Raw genomic sequence first — 18,031 nt, forward strand, 5'->3', positions numbered from 1 at the left:
ACCAACAATATCACCCGTTCAAAGAACCGATAAACTCCAAACAAGTTATATAAATTAAAACACCCTGCTGACTAAAGAAGGGTTGTTTTTTCTTTATAATGCTTTAGGTTTTATAACAGCGGGGGACAGACCCCTTTATTAACATGTTTTATTAGATATTAATGTTATTTATTTGTTTCAATAATGTGGCGAACCGAATGGATGAGAAGATTTGTTTGATTTTATACTATCTTTATGAGAATCAAAATCTAACAATGGCTGCTGAACGGCTCTATTTGATGGAGATTGCTTAACAAGGTGACGCCCATGAATATACGTGATGATACAACTTCATTATTTGTTCCCTCCCCATTCTTAATCTCCTTGGATATAGGTCAAATTTCCTTATTTATTATATTTACATATAATTCAATTATTATTTTTTTATACTGCATTTTTTTACGTTATATTAATAATAGATTAATATATTTCCATTATTTTAAAGATAGCGTCCAAATTTAAACAAAATTCCCGAAATTTGACGAAATGGAGACTCAAAATGAAGAAAAATCGGAAAAAAAGTCCATTACTCTGTATCCTATCATTGGTTTTGGCAAGTAGTATCATTTCCCCAAGCTTTACATTAGCCTTGGGCAATTTCGATTTAAGCTCTGTGGTTGTACAAACACCTATCAACGAGTATCAAGCTGATCTAGCACCGGGTGTAAAAGAAAAGCACTACAGTTTTGAAGGAAAAGAAGGAAAAAAGATTGAGAGTTTCGTAGTAGAAGTTGATACAAGTAATCCAACGGTATCTATAGAAGCAGGCACACCTGATGACGGAGAAGCATTTGGTCTTCAGCCTGTTAGACAGCAAGCGAATGCAGCCAATGGGGAAAATCATAAAGTCGTAGCAGCTGTGAATGCAGATTTCTATAATATGGCCACAGGTGTACCCGTTGGTGTTGTTTACAAAGATGGAAAAGCTATAAAAGCACAAGGTGGACAAGAGTGGAATTTCTTTGGCATAAAGAAAACCGGGGATGCAGTCATTGGGAACAATGCGGAATATGAAGGATTGAAGGGCCAATTACAGGAAGCTCTTGGCGGAAATGCAATTTTAGTAAAAGATGGCCAAATCTATCAGACTCCACAGACAGGAGCAGACAAAGAGCCGCGAACGGCTGTTGGCATTAAAGATGACGGCGATGTTTTTTTTGTTGTGATTGACGGGAGACAAGAGCCTTATTCAAGTGGGATTTCTATGCCAGATTTGGCACAATTGATGATCGATCTAGGAGCAGTAAATGCTTTAAACCTTGATGGTGGAGGTTCTTCTACCTTTACAACTCGTGAACTGGGCGGTGACGATCTCGAGGTAGATAATAAACCATCTGATCGTAGTGAAAGAAGTGTTGCTAACACTTGGCTGGTTGTTTCTAAAGAGCCATCAGATCATCTTTTCAAAACCGCCTATATTGAACCATATGATCAATCCTTTACCCCTGGCTCGACCATTCAATTCAGTGCCAAGGGAAGAGACAATTCCATGGCTTCTGCTCCTTTGCCTGAATCTGGTCTAACTTGGGAATTAACTGATTCTTCATTTGGTACAATCGATGAAAATGGGAAATTTATTTCAAACGGGAAAACGGGTCAATTTCATGTTTTATTGAAACATGAAGGTAAAGAGGTTGGAAAAAGTATTATTGAAATCGCAAAGCCCGACGAGATGTACTTCTCCTCATCTGAATTGACAGTGCCTAGAAATAGTGAAAACTCGTTAAACCTAATAACAAAATTTCAAAAGAGACCTGTAGACTGGAGTTTACAAGATATTGAGTTCGAAATTCCAGAAGGTATGGGAACCATTGATGAATCTGGAAGCCTGCACACAGGAGATCAAATTGTCTCAGGGACAATTACAGCTCGCTTAAAGGATTCAAATCTTACAGCTCAAATAAATGTTTCTGTTGGAAAGCTTCCTGAAGTCTTATTTGACTTTGAAAAAGAGCTTGGCGGATGGAAAATATCAACTGCAAATCGCGGTGAAAAAGGGTTGCTGAGTTTAGCTGAATATCCAGAACCAGTAAGATTTGGTGATCAGTCATTAAAAATGGATTTTGATTTTACAAGAGCACAAACAGGAACAACACTTGGTGTTTATGCAGGATCTGGTACGAATACAGAGATTGATGAAGATCCATCAAGTATAGGAATGTGGGTTTATGGTACTCCTGAAGCTCAAGGCTATTGGCTGAGAATGTTAATAGTAGATGGAAATGGTAAAAATCAGTCGCTTAATCTTACTCAGGAAAAACCAGGTATTGACTGGACTGGCTGGAAATACATAGAAGCGGAAATTCCTGAATCCTTTACAGGCCCTTACAAATTATCTGGGACACAAGCGATACGAATAATGTCTACTAAATCTGGAATTACCGGGCCTATGACGAAAGGCTCCATCTATATTGATAATATCCGGGCAGTTTATGGAGAAAAAGTGGATGATCTATATCCCCCAGTTATTGAATCTATTAATGCTGACGGAAAAGAATTCACGGCAAATGCTGTCAATCTGACTGCAAAGGTTCATGAATATGAAGACGATCCTTTTAAAACAGGAATTGATTGGGATAAGATTAGTATTTTCGTAGATGGGAAAGATTATTCCAAATCTGAAGGTCATTTTTCATACGATATGGATGGATCTGTCTCATTAAGTGGTTTCAAATGGGCGGATGGAACACATAAGATCACGCTTATGGTTCCTGATAAATTTGGAAACCAGGCGATTAAAACTGGCTATTTTACAGTCAATACAGGTTCAGCAAAGTTTGAAGTCATTAAGAAACAAGAGCAAGCATTCTTAGGGGATGTATTTGAGCTTGCCGTTAAAGCAACGAATTCATCGGAAATCTCGGGGTCTGCAATAAAAATGCACATTGATAAAAACTATCCAGTGGAAGATATCAAGTTTTCTAATGGATTTAACACAAGTAAATCAAGCTATGATGCTGAAACAGGCATCCTTACATTGAATCTGGTGAATAACGGTGAAACAGCTGTAACTTCAGATGCTGCCACGATTCAGATTAGAATTCCTGAATCTACGAAAGAAGGCAGTGAGTTAACCTATGAAATAATGGAGGCTAGCTTAAGCTACAGCGATCCTAAAGAGGAAGACTTTGTTACCACCTTTTCAATGAAACCAACTAGCGTGGCAGTTGAAAGTGCTTTCGACATTATTCCACAGCCTATATTAATCGGGAAACCATTTGTCATAACTGCAAAAAATAACGATAACGAATTAGTAAATGACTTGGAAATCTTCTCCGTTATAGAAGGCAGCACAGAACCAGTCTTTCTAGGTAAAACGAACGAAGAAGGTACCCTTCGTGTTGATTCGATCACTAATGATGTGAAGAAGATCGCTTTATATGGAGTTAAAGACGGGAAGTATTCGTTTAAAGTGAACACGCAAACTTATCCATCTCTTACGACTGCAACAGAGATAAAAAATGTCATTTCAAATCCTGCAGGTGACCCTTATAAGTCAAAAGGCTTCACATGGATGTCGAGTCCTTTGGGAAAAGAAAATTCATCCTTCATTCAATATGCAAGAAAACAAGATTATGACAAGAAAGGTGAGAATTCCCTTCAAACAGTCGGTGGTTCCTCAAGTGACCAGGTATTTTCTGGTGAACAGGATATTACGAAAAATGGAATTGTAAGAGTGAATGAAGTTACATTAAAGCGTTTAAAGCAAGATACGACATATGTTTATCGTGTTGGTGACGGAGTGAACTGGTCACAAATGCAAGAGTTCACTACAATAAAAAGGAAGAATAGCTTTGAGTTTGCAATTTTAGGTGACACTCAATCACCTTCTGATTTAAGCCTGTTTCAAACAATACTAGGAGATTTAGATAAAAAAGATTTATCTTTTTTGATTCATGTTGGAGATCTTATTGATGAATCCGCTAAATTCAAGCAATGGGATGATACACTAGGTATCATGAGCCAATATACCAATATTCGTTCAACAGATCTTGTCGCGACTCTCGGAAATCATGAATACATGGGAGATACGGATGGACATTTAGCTAAAGCCATTTTCAACTCTCCTGAGAATGGACCCGATGTCGACAAAGGCGGTACGTATTCTGTTGATTACAATAATATTCACATTAGCGTTTTAGGATATACAAGTGATAGCGAGATTCTTGACAAGCAGCTTGAGTGGCTTAAACAAGATGTAAAAAATTCGGACAAGCCTTGGAAAATACTTGTAACCCACAAGCCGCCTTATTACACCAATCCGTTTGGCGGGAATGAAATTATGAAGGAAAAATTACCGCCAGTCGTCGATGAATTAGGGATTGACATCGTTTTCTCCGGCCATGATCATGCCTATGGCAGAACGAAGAAACTGAAGGCTGGCAAAGAGGATCCAAACGGAGCTGTTTATGTTCTTGCTGGTACGACTGGAAATAAACACTATGATGCAGTTGCTGATGAGAAATTTGAATTTGTAAACATGGAAGACATTGCCGTTTCAATTACTGCAAAGGTTGAAAAAGATCAAATCACCTTTACAACAACTACTTCTGACGGTGTTACAATTGATCAATTTACTGTTGTAAATGAAGAGTATGATCTTGAAGATGAGCAATAAATAGTGAGGGTGTGCGAGGTACCATCTAAAATAATGGGTGGTGCTTTGCACTTTTTTTATTCTATATATTTATTCATGGGTCCTGGCTCTAAAGAATGATTATCGTTTTGTGCTGAAGGCCGCGGCACAGGCTCAGAAAACATCTGACTTTATCTTGGGAGAATTAAGGAAGCAGGAATAAATTTAAGGAAGGGAAGGGCGACAGTTCATCAGACTGGCACCTTCAACAAGCATTGGCTTGTTTTGTTTGTTTTCATAATTGCCGTTGGTGCTGACATATGGTATTAATTGGTAATATAGTTGGACCTTAAAATGTGTATTTCGAATCTGATAGAAAAACTGGAATTCATTTATATTTAAATGGTATTTAATTTATGAATAGGGAGTGGTTAAAATGAAAAAGCTTTACAGTCTCGTCATTGCTGTTTCTTTTAGCTTATTGTCGATTTTCTCCTTTTCTAATGTTTCTATTGCGGCCGAAAACAAACAAGAGAATGATTATACGATTAAAACGTTCCACTATGTAACTGTGGATGGAAAAGATGTGGATTCCCGGGTCGAAATCAATAACACTTCCAACAAAGACATAAAAGTAACCATGGTTCTGCCTAAACAGAATAAAAATGGCGATTGGTTGGCCTATGGATTTACGAGCAGGGAAACTTTGCAGGCATTTATCGAAAAAGATAAGCAGAGACTTCAAAACAAAGTCGAGATCATGGGGAGCGGACCTTGTTGTACCGATTTCTATGATTATTCAAATAAAGGCGGGTCGTATATTTATTGGAGAGACGGATTCAAAAACCTTCCTTCAAGCTGGAATGACAGAATTTCTTCCTTAAGTACGGCGTCACCTTCTTATAGCTATTCGACGACGCTGTGGGAGCATACTTCATCTCAAGGGTATGGCAGAGGAGTCTCCTTTAGACATTCCGATTGGTATGGTAAAACTGCTAATATGGCTTCGGATTGGAACAACAAGGCTTCGGCGATTGAAATCAAGTAATGAGATATTGCAAATGACCAGGTGAAGGTGTATAAAATCACTATTCTCTCATCGATTTTGAAGGAATGGGGGAATAGTGTTGGTTTAAAATAAAGTTTACTCAAAATAACCGCGATCAAGCCCATTGATCTTCCTATAATCCTACTTCATCTGGAAGACGAATTTCCGATGGAGTTTTTGAAACACAATTAGCCGGCATGAAATATGCAAAAACGCCAATTCCTTGATAGATAAAGGATTGGTGTCTTTGTGTTTTTCGGGGCATCACCAACTTTAAATCAAATTTCTCACGTTTAAAGAAAAAAGGTGATCACACCAGCTACTTCCTTCACACAAATGATACTGGACTGGCTGATAATCTAGGAATGTTAGGAAGAATTAAAGAAACTGGTCAATTGGCCGTTCATAATTGGAATGAAGAAACACACGAAATAAGAGTTGTTAACGGATTTAATGACATAACTAAACCAGCAGGTCAATAAATAAAATTTAAAGAGTTCTATTAATATAAGTTTTGTTATTCAATACTCAGGCACTATCCACTAATAAGGATATCCGTCTTTTTTATTGAACTATGCAGCAGTAAGGTTAATAAAGTTTTGTATTATTTTTCATTATTTGGAAATTATATAGTTGTAAATAGAAAGGAGGAATTTTGTGGATACGAGTATGAGCGTGGAAGAAGTTAAGAACCAAATCTCTGGACTAATGCAAAAAGAAGGACAGTCACTTCGTAAGAAGCAAGTAAAGAAGTCAAATCCAGAGCTAATGAAAAATGCATTGTATTATTTTCCAAGTTGGGAAACTGCAATAGAACAGAGCGTTGGATCTTAACTGTACATAAAACATTTATTTAACGTATAATCCGACTTGATTTCTGAAGTTTATAAAGACGGTTCAATTAGCTGGTTTTAGTAATCAAAAAATTACCGTCTATTAGAGGGTTTCGATAATCAGGTTTCTTCATCTGATAGATGGCAACAAATGGTGAATAGCAAGTGCTCCGAATTAGAGAACAAAAGAAGCATATATATTTAGTTATTAAGCAACCTGTCAGGGTTGTTTTTTTATTTGGAAAGGGGGATGAGTTAATGAAGTCAAATACTATGGAAACATTGAATAAATTAGTTTTAATTAGGCCGGGATTTCAAAATATTTCCTTTTTGCAAACTCGATTATTTTAAACATTGCTTCAGCATCGTATTTATTCGATATACTTCTGAATCATCGAAACCCAACTACTGTTTTAATGCCGTTTGATTTCTTTTCAATTAAACAAACCAGGTAAAATGGGCTTTTTCATAGGATAAAAGGATAGGAAAGTAGCCATTTTTAGCTGTTTTTTTTAACTGTCTACTTAAGGGGGAAAATATCAGAGATGCGGTGTTGATGATAAGAGAATAAAACTAATGATATATTGTCTTAATTAATGTCACCACTGCAGCTGACGTAGTAGTTCCACTAAAAATTTACAGAACACCAATTGGTGTCCGATTTATAAGGGGGGGGGATTTTGAGCGAGAAAAATCAAGAGCGTGAGGTTTATGTAGCCATTGCTGACCCAACAAGACGTAAATTGCTACGTTTGTTGGCAGATGCGGAAGAGTTACCTCTTCACGAATTAACCGCTCAATTTCAAATGGGGCGTACCGCTGTTTCTAAACATTTGGCTATCCTTAAAGAAGCTGGTCTAGTTGCTGACCGTAAAGTTGGTAGAGAAACAAGGTATCGACTAATTGCAGGTCCCCTACAGGAAGTTAAAGATTGGGTATCTTTTTACGAGAAATTTTGGAAGGAAAAAGTGGCACTTTTAAAAATTTTATTAGGGGAGGAATAAATAATGGCAGAATTTTCATTGGATTTTCAGTTTACAAGCTCAATCAATAAGGTATGGAACGCATTAACAGATTCGGATACTCTTGCAAAATGGGTAATGGAAAATAACTTTAAACCAATCGTAGGACATAAATGTCAATTCCGAAATGAGCAGTGGAATTTAATTGTAGATAGTGAAGTATTAGTAGTAGATGAGCCTTATAAGTTATCTTACACTTGGGTAGGTGGTCCGATAAATACTATAGTCACATGGACATTGAAGCAAGAGGATGAAACAACCTACATACATCTTGAACAAACAGGATTCGAAAAAGAAGATCAAGCATTCAATGGTGCGAAATATGGTTGGGCGAATATGATTGAAGAACTAAAAAAAATGTTAAAGGAAATGTAAGAACCTCTGAACTGTTTTTAGTTTAGCTAACGAAGAGGGTTAAGCAAACGGCTCAGTATAGGACTGAGCAGAGAGGGTGTTCTGATGACAGATAGTAGAAAGAATCGTAAGGTTGATGGATTTTTAAGAAAAGCTAAAAAGTGGAAGGAAGAATTTGAGACGTTAAGAAATATCGTTCTTGACTGTGAGCTGAACGAAGATATTAAGTGGATGCATCCTTGTTACATGTTTGAGAACAAAAACATCGTTTTAATACATGGATTTAAAGAATATTGCGCGCTTCTGTTTCACAAAGGTGCCTTGTTAAAGGATCCCCATGGGATTCTAATCCAACAAACGGAGAATGTACAGTCAGCGCGCCAGATTCGGTTCACCAATGTTCAAGAAATAGTTGAAATGGAAACCATCTTGAAAGCCTATATTTATGAAGCCATTGAAGTTGAAAAAGCCGGTTTGGAAGTGAATTTTAAAAAGGATACAGAATTCACAATTCCTGAAGAACTTCAAAATAAATTCGATGAAATCCCTGCATTGAAAACTGCTTTTGAAGCATTGACGCCTGGACGGCAAAGAGCATACATTCTTTATTTTTCTCAACCTAAACAATCCAAAACTCGAGAGTCAAGGGTTGAAAAGTGTATGGAGAAAATTCTCAATGGAAAGGGATTAAATGATTAGTATATTCGATATGGAAAATAAATTAATTAAACTTTAAGATATTACCTCATTTTGCGTTCATTCGAACTCCTTTTTAGTTCGCAGGTAACACTCAATCAAATAATTAAAAATGGAAAAAAACAAAAAAGTGGTTCGTAGAGGATAAGCAAACTAACGTGTAAAGGCTTACGCATTACCAGCTAAGAAAAGAAAAATACTGCACACAAAAGTGTACCCTTTGGATTTTTGCTGAAGGGTACACTTTTCTTGCACTTACGGGAGCTTGAGTTAAAGAGTGGGATTGCTGCGGTGATCCCATTTTGCTTGTTCAACAAACTAGGATAGTTGAATAAGGGTTGAAACAATATGAGTTTGCGAAGTGTTTAAAGAAGTATAAAAATTAAGTTGTCTGGGGTTAATCGATTTTATATTTTTATTTGTGACAGTATCTCTTTTAAGATGCTGTTTTTTGAATTTTGATAAAAGAATTTGGGTCTTTTTCATCGCAGATTAAAGGACAGCATGATTCCTATAGTTGTAACGGGAACATAAAAGAATTTAATTCAAACATTGACGGTTTAACGGACCGAATTATTTTTCCACGACATGAAAGTCTCTGTTCTCTTAACTAATCGTATATTGGCTGATTGACAGAAATTCTTAGAACTCGATCAGCATTTTTTCGTATAGACAATTCAAACTTGGCGTGGTTTTAGGCACCTAACATTTATTGAAACAGTAGCAAATGGTTGAGGTATGGACTATATGAACAGATTAAGTTCTATCGATAATACATAATAAAAAATGATAACCAGAAACTGAACTAGATTCACCTTGACTGAATCCATTTCCTTGATAAGGCTGATATGTCCATTAAAAGAAAGTAACAGTATATTCTGTGGGCAAAAAAAGAATCTAAGGGCCTTTTATGTTACTTCCGTTCTTATTTTGTAAAGGTGTCTAAATCCGTATATTTGAGAATTAGTAGTAAACAATACAAATTATATTGGTTAAAAGGAAGGTACTTGGATGGGTCGCTTTCTTACAAAACTCAAAAAGATTTGCTTAAAAAAGGATACAGATACAGATTTTGTTAATCTGCATAATACGCGTCATTTGAATAGTAATATACAAGCTTCTAATGAAAAAACAATTACAGAAGCTACTTATGAAAAGACACTTACAGAATTAGGGGATAGTTTTGACCTTGTACATCGTTCATTTAATCAGGATGAAATTTACATTATTTATTTAAGCTCATTAGTAGATTCCCACACATTAGAGTGGGAAATACTGTCACCTTTAAGAAAAATGGCATTTAATAATTTGGATAAATCGTTTCAACAGTCACTATTTAAAAGAGAAAATAATCAAAAAGAAGTAATAAATGGAATATTAGATGGTAATGTAGCAATGTTCGCAGGGGAGAATACATATTTAATAAATGTATCAGGATTAGAGGAACGCTCTATTTCACAATCTGAAACAGAAACTGTAATAAATGGGCCTCATGATTCCTTTAATGAAGTATTAAAAACAAACGTTTCGTTGATTAGAAGAAGAGTCAGAAGTCCTCGCTTAAAAATGATTAAGTTATCTGTTGGAGAAATTTCAAAAACAAAAGTTCTTTTAATCTACATTGAGGGTATTGCAAATATGGATATTGTGAATCATCTGAAAGAGAGGATTCAATTAGTTAAAGCTGATTCCATAACTGACTCCAATGTTTTGATTCAAATAATAGATGATCATCAACATTCGCCATTCCCACAATTTTATACCACTGAAAGGCCAGATATAGCTGTGACAAAACTATATGCTGGAAAGATAATCGGACTTGTCGATGATAGTCCAACCATTTTTTGTACACCTTCTAGTTTCTTTGATTTTTTTGAGTCACCAGATGACTATAATCAGCGTTGGATTATAGGAACAGGGGTTAGGATTCTGCGATACATGGCTTTATTTATTACATTAATACTCACAGCTTTTTATGTCTCTATATGTACATTTCATTACGAAATGATTCCACAATCCCTCCTTCAAAGCATTCAGCAGTCTAGGAGCAGAGTACCTTTTCCGCCTATCGTTGAAGCTATATTTTTAGAAATAGTAATTGAACTGCTAAGGGAGGCGGGTGCGAGACTGCCTACAAAAATTGGTCAAACAATTGGAATTGTAGGCGGTATTGTGATTGGCCAAGCAGCTGTTGAAGCTGGGATTACTAGTAATATTTTAATAATTGTTGTAGCTGTATCGGCCATTGCTTCATTCATAGTCCCAAGTTATATTATGAGTTCTTCCATTAGGATCGTTAGGTTCCTATTTATTTTTACGGCAGGATTTTTTGGGAATATTGGGATTTTTTTCACGTTAGGAATATTAACCATTCACTTAACTGGGTTAACAAATTTATCTTCACCTTATTTTATGCCGGTTTCCCCAATCTTTTTCAAAGATTGGATGGATAGTATTGTGAGAGGGCCTTTTTATAAAATAATGAAGGGGCAACCAGCACAATCTTTGATGCAAAACGATGCTGAAAAAGAGAGGAATTAAAGGTGATAATATGAAGGAACGGCTCCATCCATTTCAATTATCTATACTAATCCATATGGCTCAAAATGGTCTCGTTGTGTATAGTTTACCTCGATTAACTGCCGAATATTTCGGAACAAATGGCTGGTTAAGTATTATTTTCATTTTCGTACTCGTTAATATTAATATTATGATGATTGCGATCATTTATAAGCTGGGTAAAGGAAGGTCAATTTTTGAAATCATTGAGGCGACGGTTCCCAAATGGGTAATGGTGCCCATCTATTTGTTTATCATCGGTGTATGGATTGGAATGGCAAGCATGATTATGAAGTCATATATCTTTATATATAAAATGATCTTTTTTCCAGCTTTACCTGTCTCACTTTTTATCATTTTATTTTCTTTGCTTGGTTTTCAATTATTAAGAGGTGGAATCTACAAGATTTCTAAAGCAATTATGGTTTTATTCGGCTTCGTAATTCCGATGATTTTTTTGCTTTTTTATCTTATTCCAGAATTTGATTTTGCACGTTATACTACTTTCTTTTTTAAAGGAGAAACAGATTTTTCTAAGGGGGCATTTCATGTTTATACAGCCTTTTTGGGTATTGAAGTTTCCATTCTTTTTTTCCCTATGGTAGAAAAAAAATGGACTAAAGCACTTTTTATTGGAAATTTTTTCTCTATGGCAACCTGTTTGATTGTAGTCTTTATGAGCTTTGGCTTTTTTAGCTTCGATCAAATATTAAATGATCTATACCCAGTTATGACATTGTTTGAATATACAGAAGTTCAGTTCCTTTCACGAGCCGAAAATCTCTGCTTTTCCGTTTATGCATTCAAGATATTAGCAATAATTGTAATGTATTATTGGGGAGCTCAGCAAATTTTTAGTAATATAACTAAAAGTATTAAGCCTGATTTTTGGATATTCATAATACTAGCAAGTGGTTTTATCCTTGCATTGGTCCCAGAAACCTTGGTGGATGTCGAAAAGTGGTTAAAGTGGCTGAGTTATTGTGCAATTGGTATAGCATGGGCATTACCGATCTTTGTGTTATGCATCCTTTTTATTCAAAGTCTTAAAAACCCGATTAATAGGGAGACAGATCATGCAAAATAAAATTACTGTATTGATCGCAATATGTTGGTTGTTTTTAACAGGTTGTGGAGAAAGTAATATTATTGAAGATTTAGCAATTATAGAAGCTGTTGCTTTCGATATGTCGGAAAGTAAAGAAAATCCAATAAATACAACAGTCCTTTTTCCCACTGTTACTAAAGAAGGAAAGTTTGATTCTACGACTCTTACTGCTAATGGAAAATCATCTCATGACACCTTCCTCAAACTTCAAAATTCAACAAATTTAAAGATAGTTGGAGGGCAGAGTACGATTCTCTTTGGGGAGGACCTGTCAAAAAAAGGACTTATGAATGTTGTTAAGACGTTTACAAGGGATCCAGAAGTCTCAACTCGCGTTAAATTTGCTATCGTGGAGGGAAAAGGAGAAGAACTTCTTAAAAAAAAGATACCCTCTGTTGAAGATAATGCTGAATACCTTTTTACGTTCATCGATAAATTAGGCTCTCAAAATAAAGTTTTTAATACTGATAAATATCGTTTTTTAAGAGATTATTACGACGATGGTATTGATCCGGTTTTACCAGTTTTTTCATATGAAGGCGAGAACATTGAATTAAAAGGATTAGGTACTTTTAATGGAGATCAATACGTTACACTCCTAACTTTAAGTGAAACACAGATCCTAAATTTTTTAAGCGGAGACATCAAAAATGGCGAATTAATGATAAGTATTAATGATGAAGAGTCAGGAGAAAATTGTCAGCTTTTGTTAAGTAGTATCAATTCTGATAATGCTAATAAAGTGAACACAAGAAATTTATCGGTCGAAGTAATTCTAGATTTAAAAGGAAGCGTCCTTGAATACACAGGTACACTGGATTTAAGTGAAGAAAAGTATCAAAGACAATTGGAAAAACAGGTTGAAGATTATTTAATAACCAATTCAAAAAAGCTGCTAAGCAAATTACAAGAATATCAGACAGATCCTATTGGAATAGGAAAGTTTGTACGTAATCGTTTATCATATGAAAGATGGAACAAGATGAATTGGAATAAGACTTTCTCAAACTTGAATTTTAAAGTAAAAGTAAAAGTAGATCTGACTAATACAGGAAAATCAAAATGAATTTAGGAATGATTAGGTTGGGATGGAAGGTGAAGTGTTGGAAATCAAATCATTAATGACTGGTGTTTCCTATATGCTGCCATTTGTTGCTGCGGGAGGTCTGCTTCTAACAATTGATTTACTTTTAAACAGCGGCGAACAAGAAGCAGGTTTTGCAAAATAAACCGTTAAAGCAGGGTATTGATTTTCTAATGGTTCCCGTAATGATAAAAAAGCATCTAACTTTCAGCTGAAGCAAGTTTATATTAAAAGGCATCCAATAGGAGTAATTGGATGCCTTTATTGGTGCTTGTTTTTATTTTTAGATTTACAAGCATAAGAACTTGCAAATTCATGGAACATTTAGTCATTTAGCCGCGGCGGACAGTCTTCTGGATTGGGATGTTTCCTTCACCCGGGCACAGTATAAGCGTCTTAAAAAACAGCGGAACATACGGGCAAACGGCTATGATCCGGGGAGGCTTCATGTTCTTAATAGTTATGGCATACTCAATCATCCCGACATGCATCTGCAAATGGTTAGACCAGGCATTGCATTGTACGGCGTTCTATCCAGAGCGGACAATCTGGTGAAATCTGACGTAACCCTTCTGCCCGTTTTATCTCTCAAAGCATGAGTATCTCGGGTCAACAAGGTTAAAGCCGGCAAGGCGATACGGTAACCTTGATTGGACAAGACGGAGCAGAAACCATTAAGGGTGAAGACATAGCTGCTATGACCGGCACCATTACCAACGAGCTGCTGAGCACGATTGGTGCCAGAGTAACAAGGCTCCTTATGAAGTAACTGAAGCGGTATAACCTTCACTCAGAAAAACTCCAACCATTTTAGAGCAATAATGGTTGAAGTTATTCGTGATATTGAAGAAGAGGCACCCGTCCTAAATAAGGCTGGTAAACAAAAGGAAGCCATTGCCCTCGTTACGTCCTTTTCATATGAATGTTTAAAAGATGCTTTAGAAGCTAGAGAATCAATTTGCTAAGATCGAATATGATAGAGGTAGCCAATTACCATGGATTTACAGATCCCAAAAACCCTTTTATGGAGTGGAAAACTAAATAAATTACTTAACGACATGTTCTAGGGGACGATGAATTTTACGTTTTAACTTAATTAATCAAGTTTTAAAAGAAAAAAGAAATATCTTTAATCTCATGCAACAATTCGACAATATCTGTGGTTATATGTAATGCGAAGGAGGGTGGTATATGGACGATGGTAAGATTATTAAAAGGCTAAATGAACTTAAAAATAGCTATAATAACCTTAGTAATTTTTCTAATCCCAAAAATATTTCGAAAAAAATATTAAAAAGCAACTACCGGAATATCCAAAGAAAAAAGTACAAGAGATTTGGAATATACTTATTTTTAGTACTGGTAATCATGATGTATTTGTATATATTTTTTTTAATTATTCAAATTTTAAGTGCGGTCATTTAATAGTGTCAATTTATTATTATTATTATTATTTATGAGTCACTTCCAAAAAAATACAGGGGATATTTTTTTGAAAATATCTTTAATTCACGATTCTCAATTTAAGTATTTTTGGGGTCTTTTAATAAATGCCACTAATACAATAATTAGTTCGAATCTGCTATAGTAGGCAGCTTCAATATATCATTTAGAGTATTCTTTTTGCGTACTGATGATATAAGTTTAGAAACTAACATTTACAGATAACGGATATAAATTTATAGCTACCTAGAGTTGCTTTTAGTTTTCGTAGGAGGAAATAGAATGTGTGGGTTTATAGGATATATAGTCAGTGATTCAAAAATAGCTACAACTAATGAGATTCAACATTTGAAGAATATGACAGAGATTATCAGTCACAGGGGACCAAATGATAGTGGGTATTTTGTTGATAATGATGTTCGTTTTGGATTTAGACGTTTAAGTATTATTGACATAGAAGGTGGAAATCAACCACTTTCCTATGAAAATGAAAGATATTGGATAATTTTTAATGGAGAAATTTATAACTATATCGAGCTTCGAGAAGAATTACAGGGATTAGGTTACGATTTTAAAACTCTATCAGATACAGAGGTGATTATTTCCTTATTTAGCCATAAACGTGAAGAATCTTTTAAAGATTTGAGAGGAATGTTTAGTTTCCTAATATGGGATAAACACAAAAAAGAACTTTTTGGAGCAAGAGATCATTTTGGTATAAAACCCTTCTTCTATTTGAATGACGGTTCTTCACTTTATTGTGCATCTGAAATGAAAAGTATAACCTACATGAAAAATACACCAGAAGTAAACGCTGAAAGTCTTCATCATTATTTAACTTATCAGTTTGTACCTGAGCCTTTTACAATGAATAAAAATATTAAGAAATTGCAACCAGGTCACTACTTTATTAAAAAACAGGGTAAACCAATGGAAATCAAGACATTCTGGCAGCCAAGTTTCCATCCTAAAAATATTTCATTAAGTACCGCTAAAAAAGAAATTCAGAATGTACTACGCGATTCAGTTAAAATGCATATGCGTGCAGATGTACCTGTTGGGGCCTTCTTATCAGGTGGAATTGATTCAAGTTCAATTGTTGCATTAGCTAGTGAATTTCACCCGAATTTAAAGACATTTACAGTCGGTTTTGAAAGGGAAGGATTTAGTGAAATTGATTTAGCTCTTCAAACTGCTGAAGAATTAAATGTAGAACACATTCATTATTTAGTACAACCTGAAGAATTTTTGAAAGAATTACCGAAAATTATTTGGCAAATGGATGAACCTGTGGCAGATCCTGCTGCTGTCCCGCTATATTTCGTGGCACGGGAAGCAAGCAAACATGTCAAAGTTGTATTATCGGGGGAAGGTGCAGATGAATTGTTCGGAGGATACAACATTTATCATGAACCCAATTCATTACGTCATCTTACTTCACTTCCAAGTGTATTAGTAAATGGCCTGACTGCATTAGCGAAAATTTTTCCTGAAGGGGTAAAAGGGAAAAACTATATTGAACGTGGTTCAATGAGTTTAGAAGAGCGATATATTGGGAATGCAAAAATGTTTAGCGAACTTGAAAAAAGAAGTCTTCTGACAAATTACAACAAATTGATTCATTATCAGGATGTTACTAGACCTCTCTATAATAAATCGGAAAACTATCATGATGTACACAAGATGCAATTTATTGATTTGCACACATGGTTACGAGGGGACATTTTAGTAAAAGCAGATAAAATGACTATGGCTCATTCATTAGAATTGCGTGTCCCTTTTCTAGATAAAGAAGTATTCAAGGTTGCATCAAGCTTGCATCCAAATTTAACAGTTACTAATGGGACTACTAAATATGCCTTAAGGGAAGCGATGAAAGGCATAGTTCCAGATAGTGTGCTTAAACGCCGTAAACTTGGTTTTCCTGTCCCAATAAGACACTGGCTAAAAAACGAAATGTTTGATTGGGCACGAGAATTAATTATCTCAAGTGAAACAAATCATCTGTTAAATAAGACTATTATACTTAAGATGCTTGAAGATCACTGCCAAGATAAAGCTGATTACAGCCGAAAGTTATGGACGATATTAATATTTATGCTTTGGCATCAAATTTATATAGAAAAAGTTATTGAAATATCTGATAGTTATGAATTGGTAAAATAAATCTATATGTCGTTTTTATGTTGAGAAATAAGTAGAATAAAGCAATGTTCAATGGGTCTCTGCTTTACTGTATATATTTAATATCCTTAATTTTTTTAGGAAAGCCCGTATCTTTTATTGATATGGAGCCGGGGGATCTTGTTTCTTCAATACGTATAAATAAGATGGACTTGTAGATATGTATATCGGAAATGGTAGATATAAGTAATGTTTAAGGAGTAAAATCAGCTATTGAAAAAATATAGAGATACAAACTTTATAATAATTAGTGTGCTTGTAATAGCAATTTTCAGTGTGCTCTTCTTTACCACACCTTAATTAAAAAAAGCTGAAGACACTCTTCAGCTTTTTAATGGTACTGCTAATCGATATTCTCGTACCTAATTAAATTTACTTAGTAAACTAAACCATATCTCATTTTGAAAACAGTCTTTATCATATCTTTAACTAGGTGCAGCAGCTACTAGACCATAGTTGATTAATTTAATACCAGCGTTTTTTTTAGAAATTGCCATCAGTAATTATGGTCAGCCAATACCAAGTGTGGACCTTCCACATATTTTTGATCGGTTTTACCGAGTGGAAAAATCACGCTCTGATTATACGGGTGGTGCCGGGTTAGGACTTGCCATTGCCAAAAGTATTGTTGAATTGCATGTTGGCGCGATTAAAGTAGAAAGTTCAGCTGGGAAAACCACTTTTATAGTTACCTTATTAAAAGAGAAGTAAGATACGAATCTTCTATTTCCAATGGAAGGTATCTAATTCGCTACAGACAAATACTTTCATTAGCTAAGTATTTGGGTAATAAAGTAATAAAAATAAAACATTGCAACACGTGTTAAATAATTGGGTTGCAGTGTTTTTTTCTGTATAGATGTACTAAATATTTTAACTTAACCGCTGAAATTCCTATTTTAATTTTAAACTGGATCTATGAAGAAATGATTTGGTAAGATAACGCATTATAGCAGTTTGAACAATGTAATTGAGAAATGACATATAAATATTAAAATAATTACCCATTGTAATTTCTATTCAATAAAAATATTAAAATTGACATAAACGGAAATTTTAGTAACTATTTAATAGATAAGAGCAAA

13 protein-coding genes and 2 pseudogenes are annotated in these 18,031 nt (G+C 35.0%); all 15 read left to right on the top strand.

Annotated elements, in window-relative coordinates; translation table 11 throughout:
* Window positions 1–538 precede the first annotated feature (538 nt).
* Window positions 539–4,657: a phosphodiester glycosidase family protein gene (locus K8L98_RS26305; RefSeq protein ID WP_243551320.1), complete on the top strand. Its 4,119-nt coding sequence runs from the start codon at window positions 539–541 to the stop codon at window positions 4,655–4,657.
* A 394-nt stretch (window positions 4,658–5,051) separates the two neighbouring features.
* A complete protein-coding gene (locus K8L98_RS26310; protein WP_420828888.1) occupies window positions 5,052–5,663 on the top strand; it encodes a hypothetical protein in 612 nt (203 codons plus the stop codon).
* Between the two features lie 657 nt (window positions 5,664–6,320).
* On the top strand, window positions 6,321–6,497 hold the full coding sequence (locus K8L98_RS26315) for a hypothetical protein (RefSeq protein ID WP_243551322.1): 177 nt from the start codon (window positions 6,321–6,323) through the stop codon (window positions 6,495–6,497).
* 679 nt (window positions 6,498–7,176) lie between these two features.
* The gene (locus K8L98_RS26320) at window positions 7,177–7,500 is read left to right on the top strand and encodes an ArsR/SmtB family transcription factor (protein WP_243551324.1); all 324 of its coding nucleotides are present in this window, start codon (window positions 7,177–7,179) and stop codon (window positions 7,498–7,500) included.
* Window positions 7,501–7,503: 3 nt separating this feature from the next.
* Window positions 7,504–7,893 carry an SRPBCC family protein gene (locus K8L98_RS26325; RefSeq protein WP_243551326.1) on the top strand — a complete coding sequence of 130 codons (390 nt, stop codon included), beginning with the start codon at window positions 7,504–7,506 and terminating at the stop codon, window positions 7,891–7,893.
* A gap of 84 nt (window positions 7,894–7,977) precedes the next feature.
* Window positions 7,978–8,571 (top strand): YdeI/OmpD-associated family protein, encoded by a 594-nt coding sequence (locus K8L98_RS26330; RefSeq protein WP_243551328.1) that lies wholly within the window; start codon window positions 7,978–7,980, stop codon window positions 8,569–8,571.
* A 1,008-nt stretch (window positions 8,572–9,579) separates the two neighbouring features.
* Window positions 9,580–11,109: a spore germination protein gene (locus K8L98_RS26335; RefSeq protein ID WP_243551330.1), complete on the top strand. Its 1,530-nt coding sequence runs from the start codon at window positions 9,580–9,582 to the stop codon at window positions 11,107–11,109.
* Window positions 11,087–12,214, top strand: a complete 1,128-nt coding sequence (locus K8L98_RS26340; RefSeq protein WP_243551332.1) for a GerAB/ArcD/ProY family transporter — start codon at window positions 11,087–11,089, stop codon at window positions 12,212–12,214. Before K8L98_RS26335 ends, K8L98_RS26340 begins: the two co-directional genes overlap by 23 nt.
* Complete coding sequence (locus K8L98_RS26345) at window positions 12,204–13,301, top strand: Ger(x)C family spore germination protein (protein ID WP_243551334.1); 1,098 nt, start codon at window positions 12,204–12,206, stop codon at window positions 13,299–13,301. Before K8L98_RS26340 ends, K8L98_RS26345 begins: the two co-directional genes overlap by 11 nt.
* A 37-nt stretch (window positions 13,302–13,338) precedes the next feature.
* Window positions 13,339–13,464 (top strand): hypothetical protein, encoded by a 126-nt coding sequence (locus K8L98_RS26660; RefSeq protein WP_275976776.1) that lies wholly within the window; start codon window positions 13,339–13,341, stop codon window positions 13,462–13,464.
* A 160-nt stretch (window positions 13,465–13,624) separates the two neighbouring features.
* On the top strand, window positions 13,625–13,918 hold the full coding sequence (locus K8L98_RS26350) for an alanine racemase (protein ID WP_243551336.1): 294 nt from the start codon (window positions 13,625–13,627) through the stop codon (window positions 13,916–13,918).
* A 38-nt stretch (window positions 13,919–13,956) separates the two neighbouring features.
* Window positions 13,957–14,088, top strand: a pseudogene (locus tag K8L98_RS26355) (alanine racemase C-terminal domain-containing protein); the annotation flags it as partial.
* Window positions 14,089–14,510: 422 nt separating this feature from the next.
* Window positions 14,511–14,744 carry a hypothetical protein gene (locus K8L98_RS26360; protein WP_243551340.1) on the top strand — a complete coding sequence of 78 codons (234 nt, stop codon included), beginning with the start codon at window positions 14,511–14,513 and terminating at the stop codon, window positions 14,742–14,744.
* Between the two features lie 300 nt (window positions 14,745–15,044).
* Window positions 15,045–16,928, top strand: coding sequence for an asparagine synthase (glutamine-hydrolyzing) (gene asnB / locus K8L98_RS26365; protein ID WP_243551342.1), 1,884 nt, complete (start codon window positions 15,045–15,047; stop codon window positions 16,926–16,928).
* 501 nt (window positions 16,929–17,429) lie between these two features.
* Window positions 17,430–17,657, top strand: a pseudogene (locus K8L98_RS26370) (ATP-binding protein); the annotation flags it as partial.
* Window positions 17,658–18,031: the final 374 nt, after the last annotated feature.

Origin of the sequence: Metabacillus dongyingensis (assembly GCF_019933155.2) — a bacterium.
Lineage (GTDB): Bacteria > Bacillota > Bacilli > Bacillales > Bacillaceae > Bacillus_P > Bacillus_P dongyingensis.

Excerpts from the sequence above, each read along its gene's own strand:
- K8L98_RS26345 (WP_243551334.1), top strand. The coding sequence starts at position 12,204 with ATGCAAAATAAAATTACTGTATTGATCGCAATATGTTGGTTGTTTTTA.
- asnB (WP_243551342.1), top strand. The coding sequence starts at position 15,045 with ATGTGTGGGTTTATAGGATATATAGTCAGTGATTCAAAAATAGCTACA.
- K8L98_RS26325 (WP_243551326.1), top strand. The coding sequence starts at position 7,504 with ATGGCAGAATTTTCATTGGATTTTCAGTTTACAAGCTCAATCAATAAG.
- K8L98_RS26330 (WP_243551328.1), top strand. The coding sequence starts at position 7,978 with ATGACAGATAGTAGAAAGAATCGTAAGGTTGATGGATTTTTAAGAAAA.
- K8L98_RS26305 (WP_243551320.1), top strand. The coding sequence starts at position 539 with ATGAAGAAAAATCGGAAAAAAAGTCCATTACTCTGTATCCTATCATTG.
- K8L98_RS26335 (WP_243551330.1), top strand. The coding sequence starts at position 9,580 with ATGGGTCGCTTTCTTACAAAACTCAAAAAGATTTGCTTAAAAAAGGAT.
- K8L98_RS26360 (WP_243551340.1), top strand. The coding sequence starts at position 14,511 with ATGGACGATGGTAAGATTATTAAAAGGCTAAATGAACTTAAAAATAGC.
- K8L98_RS26340 (WP_243551332.1), top strand. The coding sequence starts at position 11,087 with ATGCTGAAAAAGAGAGGAATTAAAGGTGATAATATGAAGGAACGGCTC.
- K8L98_RS26310 (WP_420828888.1), top strand. The coding sequence starts at position 5,052 with ATGAAAAAGCTTTACAGTCTCGTCATTGCTGTTTCTTTTAGCTTATTG.